Source organism: Streptobacillus canis, from assembly GCF_009733925.1.
In the GTDB taxonomy this organism is placed as follows: Bacteria; Fusobacteriota; Fusobacteriia; order Fusobacteriales; family Leptotrichiaceae; genus Streptobacillus; species Streptobacillus canis.
The window spans coordinates 1-13,302 of sequence record NZ_WOEI01000016.1 but is presented as its reverse complement, the minus strand read 5'-3'; the positions used below and the strand labels follow the sequence as shown (position 1 = coordinate 13,302).

13 protein-coding genes and 1 pseudogene are annotated in these 13,302 nt (G+C 25.9%); 7 read left to right on the top strand and 7 right to left on the bottom strand.

What is annotated here, in order from left to right; genetic code table 11:
• Nucleotides 1-11 precede the first annotated feature (11 nt).
• The 6 genes from GM111_RS05035 to GM111_RS05010 all read right to left on the bottom strand — a co-directional run bounded on the left by GM111_RS05035 (nt 12) and on the right by GM111_RS05010 (nt 4,572).
• Nucleotides 12-1,001 (bottom strand): ABC transporter ATP-binding protein, encoded by a 990-nt coding sequence (locus GM111_RS05035; protein WP_156299780.1) that lies wholly within the window; start codon nt 999-1,001, stop codon nt 12-14.
• Complete coding sequence (locus tag GM111_RS05030; protein ID WP_197034497.1) at nt 982-1,767, bottom strand: ABC transporter permease; 786 nt, start codon at nt 1,765-1,767, stop codon at nt 982-984. Before GM111_RS05030 ends, GM111_RS05035 begins: the two co-directional genes overlap by 20 nt.
• 1 nt (nt 1,768) lies before the next feature.
• Entirely contained in the window at nt 1,769-2,557 is a 789-nt protein-coding gene (locus tag GM111_RS05025) for an ABC transporter permease (RefSeq protein WP_197034496.1), read from the bottom strand.
• A 103-nt stretch (nt 2,558-2,660) separates the two neighbouring features.
• The gene (locus GM111_RS05020; RefSeq protein WP_156299777.1) at nt 2,661-3,674 is read right to left on the bottom strand and encodes an acyl-CoA thioester hydrolase/BAAT C-terminal domain-containing protein; all 1,014 of its coding nucleotides are present in this window, start codon (nt 3,672-3,674) and stop codon (nt 2,661-2,663) included.
• Between the two features lie 9 nt (nt 3,675-3,683).
• The gene (locus GM111_RS05015; protein ID WP_156299776.1) at nt 3,684-4,121 is read right to left on the bottom strand and encodes a DUF3021 family protein; all 438 of its coding nucleotides are present in this window, start codon (nt 4,119-4,121) and stop codon (nt 3,684-3,686) included.
• 10 nt (nt 4,122-4,131) lie between these two features.
• Nucleotides 4,132-4,572 carry a LytTR family DNA-binding domain-containing protein gene (locus GM111_RS05010; protein ID WP_156299775.1) on the bottom strand — a complete coding sequence of 147 codons (441 nt, stop codon included), beginning with the start codon at nt 4,570-4,572 and terminating at the stop codon, nt 4,132-4,134.
• A 148-nt stretch (nt 4,573-4,720) separates the two neighbouring features.
• Between GM111_RS05010 and GM111_RS05005 the strand changes: the two genes are divergently transcribed.
• The 7 genes from GM111_RS05005 (at nt 4,721) to GM111_RS04975 (ending at nt 12,914) form a co-directional block, all read left to right on the top strand.
• Complete coding sequence (locus tag GM111_RS05005; RefSeq protein ID WP_156299774.1) at nt 4,721-6,418, top strand: M3 family oligoendopeptidase; 1,698 nt, start codon at nt 4,721-4,723, stop codon at nt 6,416-6,418.
• A 104-nt stretch (nt 6,419-6,522) separates the two neighbouring features.
• Nucleotides 6,523-7,215 (top strand): 2,3,4,5-tetrahydropyridine-2,6-dicarboxylate N-acetyltransferase, encoded by a 693-nt coding sequence (gene dapD / locus GM111_RS05000; protein WP_156299773.1) that lies wholly within the window; start codon nt 6,523-6,525, stop codon nt 7,213-7,215.
• A gap of 13 nt (nt 7,216-7,228) precedes the next feature.
• A complete protein-coding gene (locus tag GM111_RS04995; protein WP_156299772.1) occupies nt 7,229-8,410 on the top strand; it encodes a tetratricopeptide repeat protein in 1,182 nt (393 codons plus the stop codon).
• 85 nt (nt 8,411-8,495) lie between these two features.
• Entirely contained in the window at nt 8,496-9,311 is an 816-nt protein-coding gene (locus GM111_RS04990; protein WP_408022635.1) for an epoxyqueuosine reductase QueH, read from the top strand.
• Nucleotides 9,308-10,522 (top strand): BaiN/RdsA family NAD(P)/FAD-dependent oxidoreductase, encoded by a 1,215-nt coding sequence (locus tag GM111_RS04985; protein WP_156299771.1) that lies wholly within the window; start codon nt 9,308-9,310, stop codon nt 10,520-10,522. Before GM111_RS04990 ends, GM111_RS04985 begins: the two co-directional genes overlap by 4 nt.
• Before the next feature lie 9 nt (nt 10,523-10,531).
• On the top strand, nt 10,532-12,118 hold the full coding sequence (locus GM111_RS04980) for an NAD(P)/FAD-dependent oxidoreductase (RefSeq protein WP_156299770.1): 1,587 nt from the start codon (nt 10,532-10,534) through the stop codon (nt 12,116-12,118).
• A 4-nt stretch (nt 12,119-12,122) separates the two neighbouring features.
• A complete protein-coding gene (locus GM111_RS04975; RefSeq protein ID WP_156299769.1) occupies nt 12,123-12,914 on the top strand; it encodes a sulfite exporter TauE/SafE family protein in 792 nt (263 codons plus the stop codon).
• A gap of 75 nt (nt 12,915-12,989) precedes the next feature.
• On the opposite strand, the pseudogene GM111_RS08240 reads toward GM111_RS04975, so the two are convergent.
• Nucleotides 12,990-13,302: pseudogene (locus GM111_RS08240) on the bottom strand (ISNCY family transposase); the annotation flags it as partial.

The following is a 13,302-nucleotide window of genomic DNA, read 5'->3' as shown; positions in this document are numbered from 1 at the left end:
TAAACGTAGGTTTAACCTTTTATTTTTTTCTCATATATTCTTTTAATAATACTATCTATGTTTTCTTCTTCTAGTTCAAGTTTTACAACTTCATAGTTGTTATATAGTTCAATAATAGTGTTTTTTTCAACACTTTCATTATTTTCGATTACAATATTTAAATAATTATCATCAATATACGTATCAACTATGCCATTATTTTTAATATGGTTGATATCAATATTTTCTATATCCCTAACTCTTGCTTTGATTAATCTGTGTTTAACATAATTATTTTTTAGATTCTCTAAGCTATCATCAAATATTTTTGTACCTTGATTAATTACTATTATCCTATCACATAATGCTTCAACATCACGCATATCATGAGTAGTAAGAATTATAGTGATTTTTTCTTTTTTGTTTATTTCTTTTAAAATATTTAATAGCTTTTCTTTAAGTATAATATCCAGTCCTATAGTAGGTTCATCAAGAAATAGAACTTTAGGACTATGTAGTAGTGAAGCTATTAAATCGGCTAACATTCTTTGTCCTAAAGATAAGGTTCTTACTTGCTTATGTAATATATGGGTAACGCTTAATATTTCATTTAAATACTCGAATCTTTCTTTATATCTTTCATCACTTAAACCATACATTTCTTTTAGTAGATATAGGTTATCTTCGACTGATAAATCTACCCAAAGTGCTGTTCTTTGGCCAAAAACAGCTCCAATATTCATAGAATTTTTAACTCTATTTTCATATGGAATAACCTTATTAACAAGACATTTTCCTTCTGTTGGAGTTAATATCCCTGTCATCATTTTTATAGTGGTTGATTTACCTGCACCATTAGGACCAAGAAAACCTACTACTTCACCTTCCTCAATTTCGAAGTTTATTGAATTTACAACTCTTACTATACTTTTTGATCTTTTAAATAGTCCGGTTCTTTTATACACAGTAAAATCTTTACAAAGATTTTCTACTTTAATAATACTAGGCTCCTGCACTTTCATAAGCTTTTTCTCCTTTCTTCCAACAAATGATAGCAATAATTACAATAACTAATGTTACTGTTATTATTTTAAAATATATAGATAGATTATCTCCAAAAAGTAAAATATCTATAGGGTAATTTGCAGTTATTGCAAATGCTAATATATATGTTAAGGCAATTTGTAAAAATATTGGATAAACAGCTATAGGGTATTTAGTAAATTCTGAAAATGAATATATAGCTTTTAATAAGAAATAACTATCTTTAACTTTAAATGCATAAGATGCTGCTATAGTTTTTAAAGCTGTATATATTATTGTTCCTATAACTATGAAAAATATTGATAAAAATATTAATCTAAATGATAAAGGTATTCCTAATCCTTTTATACCATATATGTATATTAATATTCCTACAAAAATTTCTCCCATTGCATCAAATTGCACTCTTTCTATAATAACTTGAAAGAAAGTATTTACAGGTCTTATCATAAATTTATCATATTCCCCTCTAGCAATAGAACTTACTGAAAGCATCCATAAATAATCTGAATAAAAATGATCAAGTCCTTTTGATATTTGAGAAAAACCATATAGTGTCATGATTTGATAAAAAGAATAACCTTCAATAGTTGGTATTTTAGAAAAAGTAATATTAATAAATATTATTGCTGATAATTGTATAAATAGGAAACCTAGGAATCCTATAATAAAATTACTCATTGAATTTAATAGTATTTTGAAAGAATACTTCATTCTAAGTAAATACAGTCTAAGATATTTCATTTTAACCTCCATTTATACTTAATCTTTTATTTGCTCTAGACCAAATGTATTTTGCAATTAAAGATAGTATAATAATCCAAATGATTTGTAAAACTATTATATTTAACATTTCTTTTTCACTAACCTTATTAAATATTATCAATATAGGTTTATAAGTTAAATAGTTAAATGGTAAGTATGAAAAGATTGTTTCTATACTTTTTGGAAGAAAAGATAGAGGGAATAATTCACCTGAAACAAATCTAAATATAGCATCTTTGATTAATAATAGACCCCAGATATAGTTTACAAAAAAAGCAAAAAGACCTACCATAAAATCAAGTAAAAAATATATTATTGATCCTAAAGCTATGGAGATTAGGAAAAATATTGTTCTTTTTAAACTAAAATCAATAACATTAAAATAGATTATAGAAAAAAGTAAGGCTGGTATTAGATATGTAAAATTAAATAACATATCACCTATAGATTCAAATATTAATTTGTTTATATATGATATAGGTTTGATAAAATATATTGCTATATCTCCACTTGATACATCTTTTGAAACAGTATTTGATACTCCTTGTCTTATTATCATAAGTAATGAAAAAGATAATATTAAATACATCATCATTTCATCTATGCTATATCCACCTATATTTTGATTTGAATTTTTAAATACAGCAAACCATATACATAGTATTGCTATCATTTCTATATATGCAGAAAAAATTGAAATTAAATATCTTGACCAGTAAGCTGTTCTGACTTTTATCCTTGAATAGATAAAAAATATATATTTATTCATGTAATCAACTCCTAATAATTTATACCTAATCATTATATCACTACGAGAAATTTATTACAATAAAAAACCTAAAATTAGATTTACTAAATTTAGGTTTTCTTACTTATTTATTATGATGAGTTTTTAGAAATTCAGAAATAACTTTAACTTTATCTTTTTCTGCATTTTCATTATCTATACTATTACCACCAGTTCTTAGTTTCATATTTCCCATATTTATTATCCCATTACCACTAAATATATGTCCTGCATTTTTATATGTCTTTAAAATTACATTTGGATTTTCTTCTTTAATTTTTAATGCCATATGATAACTATCCCATAATTTATCATCTTCACCAGCTATTACTAACATGTTAGTTTTAAGATCTTTAATTGGGATTAATTTTGAAGAGGCATCCATATCTTCTTCTATAGCTTTATTATATAGAGTAGTAAAAGAAAAAGGTAAACCTATAATGTTAGGGATTATTATATCTTTTAGTATAACTGAGAAAGAAACTTTTTGTGTATCTATATATGGAAGTTCTTCTCCTTTATATGTCCAAGATGAACCTTTTTTTTGGAAGTCAAGCCCTGAAAAGTTATATGCAGCAGGTGCAAGAAGTATTAAATTTGAAATTTCTTCATATTTAGTAGCTAGATTTAGTGCATATTCTGCTCCTTTTGAAGATCCTAATACTGTAAGAACTTTATTATCCATTTTATTTTCTTTAATATATTCTAATACATCTTCAAATTGTTCAAGTGGTATATTAACTAAAGTTTTTTGTTGATTTTTTTGTCCGAACATAAATACTGCAAGTACTTCATATCCTTCTTTTGCAATTCTTTCAGCTTCCCATAAATTAGGACTTCCTTCAGAACCACCATAGGTAATTACAAGCCCTTTGGATTTTTTTTCATTAGGTGAAAGATGAAAACCTTGGAAAGTTTTAAAATCTACTTTTTTAATTGTTACATTTTCTATAGATTTATTATACATTTCTTCTAAATTTACACGTTCTAAAGTATCTTTGTATTTATAGTTATTATACATTCTTAATAGAAATATTATTGTAAATATTATTAAAATAATTAAGAATATTCTTTTTAAAATTGTTATTATTATTTTCATGTTCATCCCCTATTTAAATTTTTTGTTAATTTCATCTATTTCTTTTTTAGTTGTAAAATATGATATAGATGAAATTATTAAATATATGATTGTAAATGTTATTAAGAAAGATAATAGAGAACTAGTCTTAAACCACATTGAATAATATCCAACTGCCGAAACTGTAATGAATATTATTATAAAATGTATAAAGATTTTTTTAGGTAATGAGCAAGTGTCTATTTCATAAATATTAGATGAAACTGAAGAAACTAGTCCAATGATTGCAAATAATATTATTGAAACTGTTGATGCTGTAATTTCATTTGAAAACTTTGATATAAATTCTGGGCTAGAAAAAGTAAATTTTCCTGTATTTGATAATATTGAAAATATCATAGAAACTATAGTTCCTATTCCTATACCTGATAAAGCACCCCAAAATGCACTGTTAAATATTTTTTTCATAATTCTCCTCCTATATTCCTAATGTATGTTTAAAGTTTTTTAAATATGATCTTGAAACAGTAGTAGTAATACCTGTTTTTGTTTCAAGTTGTATACTTCCAAAGAAGTTTAAATCTAATTTTTTTATTTCATTTATTGCTATGATTTCTGAGTTAGAAATTCTAATAAATTCTTTTGGATTTAATATTTCCTCTAATTCATACATCTTATACTTCACTACATATTCCTCTTTTTTAGTTGTTAGATAAACTTTTTTATCTTGAGCATAAAACCTTATTACATCATCTTTTTCTATTAGGTATTTTTTGTCATCTTTACTGCCTATAAATTTTTTAAATTTAGTTGATTCTAGTATTTTGATGATATTTTCAACCTCTTCATCAATTTTTTTAGCATGTATATTAACTGTTGTTTCTTCTATTGTTTCTTCTAAATTTACTTTTATTATCATCTTTACCTCTCTTTCTAAAGCTAGTATACATTATGTTTATCTTTTTAACAATAGAATGTGGATAAGTTGTAGTTTTTTTAGGATAACTTGTAGAAAATATGTATAAATTGTGATAAAATATATATAAATAAAAAATAGGAGGTATAAAATGGTTTTTAAGGATTTTGAATACAAAAGAGTAAATATAGAAGAATTAAAAAATACATTTATGAGAATTAAAGAAGAAGTAGAAAATGCAGAAACAGCTGAAAAAGCAATAGAACTTTATTATGAATTAGATAAAATTAATATGGACTTTTCTACTAATTATTCATTAGCATATGTTAGAAATACTATTGATACTACAGATGAATATTATTCAGTAGAAAAAGAATTTTATGATGAAAACTTACCTTTAGTTTCTGAATTTACTAATGCTATAGGAATAGCTTTTGCAAATTCTAAATTTAGACCAGAACTTGAAGAAAAATTTGGTAAACTTGCATTCCAAAAAATAGATTTAGATTTAAAAACATTCAGTAATGAAATTATTGAAGATTTACAAGAAGAAAATAAATTAGTTACAGAATATGTAAAATTAACTTCAAGTGCTAAAATTATGTTTAATGGAGAAGAAAGAAATCTTTCTGAAATGGTTCCATATACTCAAAATATAGATAGACAAGTTAGAAAAGAAGCTGTTATTGCAGTAGGTAAATTCTTTGAAGATAACTTATCTGAATATGATAGAATATATGATTCTTTAGTTAAAGTAAGAGATAAAATTGCTAAAAAATTAGGATACAAAAACTTTGTTGAACTTGGATACTTAAGAATGGGTAGACTTGATTACAATGCAGAAGATGTTGCAAATTACAGAAAACAAATTAGAGAAAGTGTTGTACCTTTATATGTTGAATTAAGAAAAAGACAAGAAAAAAGAATTAAAGTTGATAAACTTAAATATTATGATGAAGGTATGTCTTTCTTAACTGGAAATCCTACTCCTAAAGGAGATAGAGAATGGATGGTTGATAAAGCTAAGACTATGTATAAAGAATTATCACCTGAAACTCATGAATTCTTCTCTAAAATGGTAGAACAAGAATTACTTGATTTAGATAGTAAAAAAGGAAAACAAGGTGGAGGATATTGTACATCACTTGATGCATACAAAATGCCATTTATCTTTGCAAACTTTAATGGAACAGCACATGACGTTGAAGTGTTAACACACGAAGCAGGGCATGCATTTCAATCATATCAAACAATGAGAAATGTTGATATATCAACTTATTTCTGGCCAACATCAGAATCAGCAGAAATTCATTCTATGAGTATGGAGTTCTTAACTTGGCCATGGATGGAATCATTCTTTAAAGAAGATATAGATAAATTCAAATATCATCACTTAAGTGGAGCTTTCATCTTTATACCTTATGGTGCTTTAGTAGATGAATTCCAACACTATGTGTATGAAAATCCAAATGTTACTCCAGAAGAAAGAAGAATGAAATGGCTAGAATTTGAAAAAGAATACTTACCTACAAGAGATTATGATGGTATAGAATCATATGAAAAAGGGTTATTCTGGTTCAAACAAGCTCATATATTTGAAATTCCATTTTATTATATAGATTATACTTTAGCTCAAGTAATTGCACTTCAAATGTGGAAATTAAGTGGAGAAGATAGAGAATTAGCTTGGGAAAAATATATGAGATTATGTAATCTTGGAGGGTCAAAAACATTCTTAGGATTATTAGAAGATGTTAAACTTGATAATCCATTTGAAAGTGGAAGTATAGCTAAAATTATTCCGCCAGTAAAAGAATTCTTAGCAACTATAAATGATGAAAATCTATAATTAAGAGCCGTTTTTAAAACGGCTTTTTTATAAGGTAAATCTAATTGTATTTTACGTTAATTTATGTTAGTATGAAAGTAGTAAAATAAGAGGAGTATACGTATATGACAGAGTTAGAAAGATCAAAAGAAATCATTAGCTTTATTGCTAATTCAACAAGAAAAACACCGGTTAAACTTTATACAGATGAAGAAATAAAAGGTGAATATGATGTTAAAGTTATAGGTAAAGAAACTAAAATAATAATTGGAAACTGGGATGAAGTTGAAAGAATAATTAAAGAGAATGATTTAAAAAATTATCATTTAGAAAATGATAGACGTAATTCAGCTGTTCCTATGTTAGATATTAAGGACATAGATGCTAGAATTGAACCAGGGGCAATAATTAGAGATAAAGTAATAATTGAACCTAAAGCTGTAATTATGATGGGAGCAGTAATTAATATAGGTGCTAAAATTGGTGAAGGTACAATGATAGATATGAATGCAGTACTAGGAGGAAGAGCAACTGTAGGTAAAAACTGTCATATAGGAGCAGGAACAGTTCTTGCAGGTGTTATTGAGCCACCTTCAGCAGATCCAGTAGTTATAGAAGATAATGTTGTAATTGGAGCTAATGCTGTAGTACTTGAAGGAGTAAGAGTTTGTGCTAACTCTGTAGTAGCAGCAGGTGCAGTAGTTACTGAAAATGTACCAAGTGGTGTAGTAGTAGCAGGAATGCCAGCTAAAATAATAAAAGTAATAGATGATAAGACTAAATCAAAAACAGAAATAGTTGAAGAATTAAGAAAATAAGTAAGGTAGGATTATGAGAAAACTGTTAATATGTTTGTTTTTTTCTTTTTCAGTTTTATTAAATGCAAACATTAAAACTGATTTAGAAAAATCTTTAAATCTAATAACTCAAAATAAGTTTGAAGATGCCAAAAAAATATTACATACTTTAGTTGAAAAAAAATCTGAAAGTATTCAAGAAAAAAGATTTATAGATTCTGCAATTTATTATCTTGCAAATATTTACCATAGAGAGAATAATATTGAAAAAGCAAAACAGTATTATAGAAGATTATCTGAAAATACAGAAACAAGAACTTTTTCAGTAATAAAAGCTAATCAATATCTTCTTTCAATTGCTATGGAAGAAGGTGATATGAAAGAAGCTATAAATCAAACTGAAATATTAAATAGAAGAACGTCATATCAAGAATTACCTTTTTTATCTAATTTAATATATTTGTATGAAATTAATAATGAAGAAACTAAATTACAAAAACTAAATAGAACAGTAATAAATAAATTATCTGAAATAGAAAAAGGTAAATTATACAATTTACTGGCAATGACATATTTAGAAAATAGTAAATATGATTCTGCAAAAAGATATTTTGACTTGTTGTTACAAACAAAAAATAATGATAATAGGCAATTAGGATATATAGGATATGCTAATTATGAACTTTCTCAAGGAAATAGAACTAAATCATTAGAATATCTTGAAAAAGCATTAAGTATCAAAAATGATACTCCTATATATATATTAGAAGGAATACAAAAGCTTTATGCAGCAAATGCTGAGTATGAAAAAGCATATGAAACATTAATTAAAATAGAAAAAATTAGTAATGTTGATGCAGGTTTAATTATAGATTTAATTAAATATGCCCATTTCTTAGATAAAAAAGAAGATGTAGAGATGTACTTAAATAAACTTGAAAATATGGGAATTTCAAGTTTTGATCTAGGTATGAAAATGGCTTCTGAGAATCTAATAGAATATGCAGAAAGATATTTGGTTAAAGCTAAAAGAGAAGGTAATGCAATGGTTCATTCAGCTTTACTGAATATATATTTTGGTACTCAAGAAATTGATAAACTAAAAGAAATTTTAGATATAATGCTTGAGAATAGAGAAATAACTGAAGAAAAGAAAGAAAGTATATTAAAAGAATTTGAACATTATCAAAAATATAAAAATAAAGGAAATGAATAGGCGAAAGCCTATTTTTTCTTTTAAAATTGCTTCTTTTATTGTATAATGTATATATTAATTGAAAGGAAATAGATAATATATATTTATGGAAAATAAAGATCTTAGAGAAATATATGAAAAACTAAAAAAGGATATGAAAGAAAATCAAAGTAAAAATGATAAACTTTTTGATTTGATAAAAGATAATAGCTTTATTACCGAAAATGAATTTGATGATGCATTATCTATTTTATCTTCAATGAATAAAAATCAAGTTATTAATTATCATACTATACTTGAAAAATTGATAAAAAAATGGAAAAGTTTAGATAAAAGACCTAAAATTTTATTACATAGTTGTTGTGCACCTTGTTCAACATATACTTTAGAATTTTTATGTCAATATGCAGATGTTACAATACTTTTTGCAAATTCTAATATACATCCTAAACAAGAATATATAAAAAGAAGTGAAGTACAGCAAAAATTCATAAATGATTTTAATGAAAAAACTGGTAATAAAGTTGGGTATATAGAGGATGAATACAATCCTAAACATTTTTTAGAATTAACTAAGGGGCAAGAATATGAGCCAGAAGGTGGAAATAGATGTGTAACTTGTTTTCAAATGAGACTAGATATAGTTGCAAAATATGCTAAAGAACTTGAGTTTGATTACTTTGGTTCTGCAATTACTTTATCACCTAAAAAGAATTCTAAATTAATAAATGAATTAGGTTTTGAAGTGCAAGAAATATATAACGTAAAATATTTACCATCGGATTTTAAGAAAAATAATGGATATAAGAGAAGTATAGAGATGTGCAGCGAATATGATGTTTATAGACAATGTTACTGTGGTTGTATATTTGCATTAAGAGATCAATTAAAACAACAAAAAGAAAGAGAGCAGAATAAATGAGAATAGGAATAGTTGGAGCAGGGGCTTCTGGAGTCTTATGTGCAATTTATGCTGCACAAAGAGGTCATGATGTTGTAATATTTGAAAGAAAAGATAGAATGTTAAAGAAAGTATTAGTTACAGGAAATGGAACATGTAATTTTACTAATATCAATGCTGGATATAAAAATTATTTTGCTATTGAAGAGAAAATAGAAGAAAGAATATTTAATGAATATTCTTATCAAGATGTGTTGGATTTCTTTAAAAAGTTAGGTATAGAATATAAGATTGAAAAATTTGGTAAAGTTTATCCGCTTTCTTATCAAGCATCATCTATTGTAGATGCATTAAGGTTCAAGTTAGAAAGTATAAAAAATATTGAAGTTAAACTTAATTTTGATGTAAGTAAAATAAGAAAGAAAAATGGAGTATTTAATGTAACTAGTCAAGAAAATGAAACAGTAGCAGTTGATAAATTAGTAATTGCTGCAGGAGGTATTTCTTATCCAGAATTAGGAAGTAATGGAAGTGGTTATGACTTAGCTGCAAAAATGGGTCATAGTAGAACTGAAATTTACCCTGTTTTAGTACAACTTAAAGTAGATAAAAAATATGCTAAAGGATTAGAAGGTGTTAAGCAGAAAGTAAAATTAAGTGTATATAAAAACAATGAATTTTTAAGAAGTGATGAAAATGAACTGTTATTTACAGCTTATGGTGTATCTGGACCATGTATTTTTAATTTATCATATTTAGCCGCATTAAATAATATGGAAGATCTTTATTGGCATGTAGACTTCTTGCCTATGTATAGTGAAGATGAGTTGAGAAGTTTACTTTATACAAGAAGAAAAGATTTGGGGTATTTAGAAATTGAATATTATTTAAATGGTTTAGTAAATAAAAAGTTTGCAGGATATTTATTAAAGAGTGTAGGTATAGAAAAACTTAATTTTAAAGTTTTAGAACTTGAAGATGAAATAATAGAAAAATTAGTAGAGAGATTAAAGAAATTTGTATTTAAAGTTTATGATACGACCGGATTTGCTAATGCACAGGTAACGGCAGGTGGAATTAGGATGAATGAGGTAGATAATTATTCGTTAGAATCAAAATTAGTTCCAGGATTATATTTCACAGGAGAAGTTCTAGATGTTTTTGGAGATTGTGGAGGATATAATCTAACATGGTGCTTCATATCAGGTATGCATGTAGGAAAAAATATTTAGGGGAGAAAAATGTTAAGAATAACAAATATTAAAGTAGATATAGATCATAATATCGAAGACATAAAAAGGGAAATGAAGTTAATTTTAAAAAATAATGAAATCTTAGATTTGAAAATTACTGGTAAAGCAATAGATGCTAGGAATAAAAATAATATAAAATATGTTTATACTATAGATTTTGATAGTAATCAAAATGTATATGAGAATATTGAAGAATATAAAAATGTTTCTATAGTAGAAGAATATATTTATCCTCAAGAAGTAGTAGATGGATATACTGGGAAAAGACCTGTTGTTATAGGTACAGGACCTGCAGGTATGCTTGCGGCTTTAATACTTGCACAAGCAAATCTTAACCCTATAGTACTTGAAAGAGGAAAAGCTGTTAAAGAAAGAGTGGAAGATGTTTATACTTTTTTTGAGACAGGTAAGTTAAAAGAAGAATCAAATGTACAATATGGTGAAGGTGGAGCTGGAACTTTTTCAGATGGTAAACTAACTACTAATACTCATAATGTAAGAATAAAAAAAGTAGTAGAAGAACTAATTGAAGCAGGTGCAGATGAATCTATATCATATATATCTAAACCACATTTAGGTACAGATGAATTAGTTAAAATCGTTGAAAATATTAGAAATAAAGTAATAAGATTAGGTGGAGAATATAGATTTGATAATAAAGTTATAGATTATACTGAAAAAAATGGCAAATTATTCTCTTTAAAAGTATTAGATATGATAAAAAATGAAGAATATGAATTAGAAACAGATTTTGCAATACTTGCCATAGGTCATAGTGCTAGAGATACTTTTGAAATGCTGAATGATAAAAAAATTGATATGAGTAAGAAAGTATTTTCTATAGGTGTAAGAATTGAACATAAACAAGATATGATTAACAAGTCACAATATGGTAAATATGCCGATAAACTACCACCTGCAGAATATAAATTAAATGTAAGAACATCTAATGGAAGAGGAGCTTATACTTTTTGTATGTGTCCAGGTGGTGTAGTTGTCCCTTCATCAAGTGAAAAAAATAGATTAGTAGTAAATGGAATGAGTTATAGTAAAAGGGATTTAGAAAATGCAAATTCAGCAGTACTAGTTAATGTTACTCCTGAAGATTTAGGAGAAGGCAATTTGGCAGGTATGTATTTCCAAAGAGAATTAGAAGAAAAAGCTTTTGTAATGGGTGGTGGAGATTATAAAGCACCTGTACAATTAGTTCAGGACTTTATTAAAAATGTAAAATCTACAAAACTTGGAAATGTTAAACCTAGTTATTCTATAGGTTATAAATTGACTAATTTAAATGAATTATTTCCTGATTTTGTTACATTTACACTAAGAGAAGCATTTCCGAAACTTGATGATAAGATACATGGCTTTGCTGGGAAAGATGCTGTTATTACTGGTATAGAAAGCAGAACATCTTCACCTATTAGAATAAATAGAGATGAAAATTATAACTCTAGTGTTAAAGGTTTAATACCATGTGGTGAAGGTGCTGGATATGCAGGAGGAATAATGAGTGCAGCTGTAGATGGTATACGTTGTGCTGAAGCAATAATTAATGCAATATTAGGAGGATAGGAAAATGTATATTTATTTAATATATTTTTTAATTATAATGTTTGCAACTAGTGTAGGATCATTATCAGGAATGGGTGGAGGAGTAATAATTAAACCTAGTCTTGATGCTCTATCTTTTTCAAATTTAGATAACATAAATTTTTATTCTTCACTTGCTGTACTTACAATGTCTATTGTTTCTATAATAAAAAAAGCAAGACAAGGAAGTAAAATAGGCAAGGAAGAATTAGTAAGTTTAGCCTTAGGGGCTATAGTTGGTGGTAGAATAGGTCTTAAAATATTTAAATATTCACTGAAATATTTCAATAATGATGCAATGGTTAATTTAATCCAACTTATAATTACAGTTATCTTATTATTACTTACATTATATTATACAACTAAAAGTAAATTTAGTTTTGAAAAAAAAGGTTATAGTATGTATTTTTTTACGAGTATGTTCATAGGGATGATATCAGTATTTTTAGGTATAGGTGGAGGACCAATAAATGTAGCATTATTTATATTAATATTTGGTGTTGATATAAAGACTGCAACTTTATATTCTATAGCAACTATATTCTTTTCTCAATTTACTAAAAATTTTATAGATTTCTTTATTACAGGTATTTCAGGTTATGATTTAAAACCATTAATTGTAATAATACCAGCTGCAATATTAGGAGGTAATATAGGAACAAGACTTAATTTAAAATCGAGTAATGAATTTGTAAAAAAAGCATATACAGTAGTTACAATATTTGTTATATTACTATATTTATCTACTGCATTAAGAATAATTTTTAAAATATTCTAAAAAAAAATATATTTTTATGTCAAGCAAAAATGAAAATGTCCCAAAAATTTGTTAACATGAGCACCGTTTTTTAGCTTAAGAACGGTGCTTCATTTTTTCAAGATATTTTTCAAAACTAGCCTTTTTCCAAGGGTGATTCATTGGAGGAATATATACCTTTTTCTTCTTTTCTCCATCTTTTCTTTTATCAATAAAATCAAAGTTTTCAGAAAATTCTAGGTGTGTAGGTATTTTTTCTAAACAATATATCTTATCATCCAAACTAGCATAAATATTTTTATCAAATGCTTTAATAACTAATACTTCTGTTTTTGCTTTAATATACTGTCTATTACTATCTTCATCTATTAAGAAATAACTATTATTATTAAATTTAATACTATGATCA

What these genes read in the sequence shown, in the direction of transcription:
- GM111_RS05035 (WP_156299780.1), bottom strand. Translation starts at nt 1,001, where the DNA reads ATGAAAGTGCAGGAGCCTAGTATTATTAAAGTAGAAAATCTTTGTAAA.
- GM111_RS05030 (WP_197034497.1), bottom strand. Translation starts at nt 1,767, where the DNA reads ATGAAATATCTTAGACTGTATTTACTTAGAATGAAGTATTCTTTCAAA.
- GM111_RS05025 (WP_197034496.1), bottom strand. Translation starts at nt 2,557, where the DNA reads ATGAATAAATATATATTTTTTATCTATTCAAGGATAAAAGTCAGAACA.
- GM111_RS05020 (WP_156299777.1), bottom strand. Translation starts at nt 3,674, where the DNA reads ATGAAAATAATAATAACAATTTTAAAAAGAATATTCTTAATTATTTTA.
- GM111_RS05015 (WP_156299776.1), bottom strand. Translation starts at nt 4,121, where the DNA reads ATGAAAAAAATATTTAACAGTGCATTTTGGGGTGCTTTATCAGGTATA.
- GM111_RS05010 (WP_156299775.1), bottom strand. Translation starts at nt 4,572, where the DNA reads ATGATAATAAAAGTAAATTTAGAAGAAACAATAGAAGAAACAACAGTT.
- GM111_RS05005 (WP_156299774.1), top strand. Translation starts at nt 4,721, where the DNA reads ATGGTTTTTAAGGATTTTGAATACAAAAGAGTAAATATAGAAGAATTA.
- dapD (WP_156299773.1), top strand. Translation starts at nt 6,523, where the DNA reads ATGACAGAGTTAGAAAGATCAAAAGAAATCATTAGCTTTATTGCTAAT.
- GM111_RS04995 (WP_156299772.1), top strand. Translation starts at nt 7,229, where the DNA reads ATGAGAAAACTGTTAATATGTTTGTTTTTTTCTTTTTCAGTTTTATTA.
- GM111_RS04990 (WP_408022635.1), top strand. Translation starts at nt 8,496, where the DNA reads ATGGAAAATAAAGATCTTAGAGAAATATATGAAAAACTAAAAAAGGAT.
- GM111_RS04985 (WP_156299771.1), top strand. Translation starts at nt 9,308, where the DNA reads ATGAGAATAGGAATAGTTGGAGCAGGGGCTTCTGGAGTCTTATGTGCA.
- GM111_RS04980 (WP_156299770.1), top strand. Translation starts at nt 10,532, where the DNA reads ATGTTAAGAATAACAAATATTAAAGTAGATATAGATCATAATATCGAA.
- GM111_RS04975 (WP_156299769.1), top strand. Translation starts at nt 12,123, where the DNA reads ATGTATATTTATTTAATATATTTTTTAATTATAATGTTTGCAACTAGT.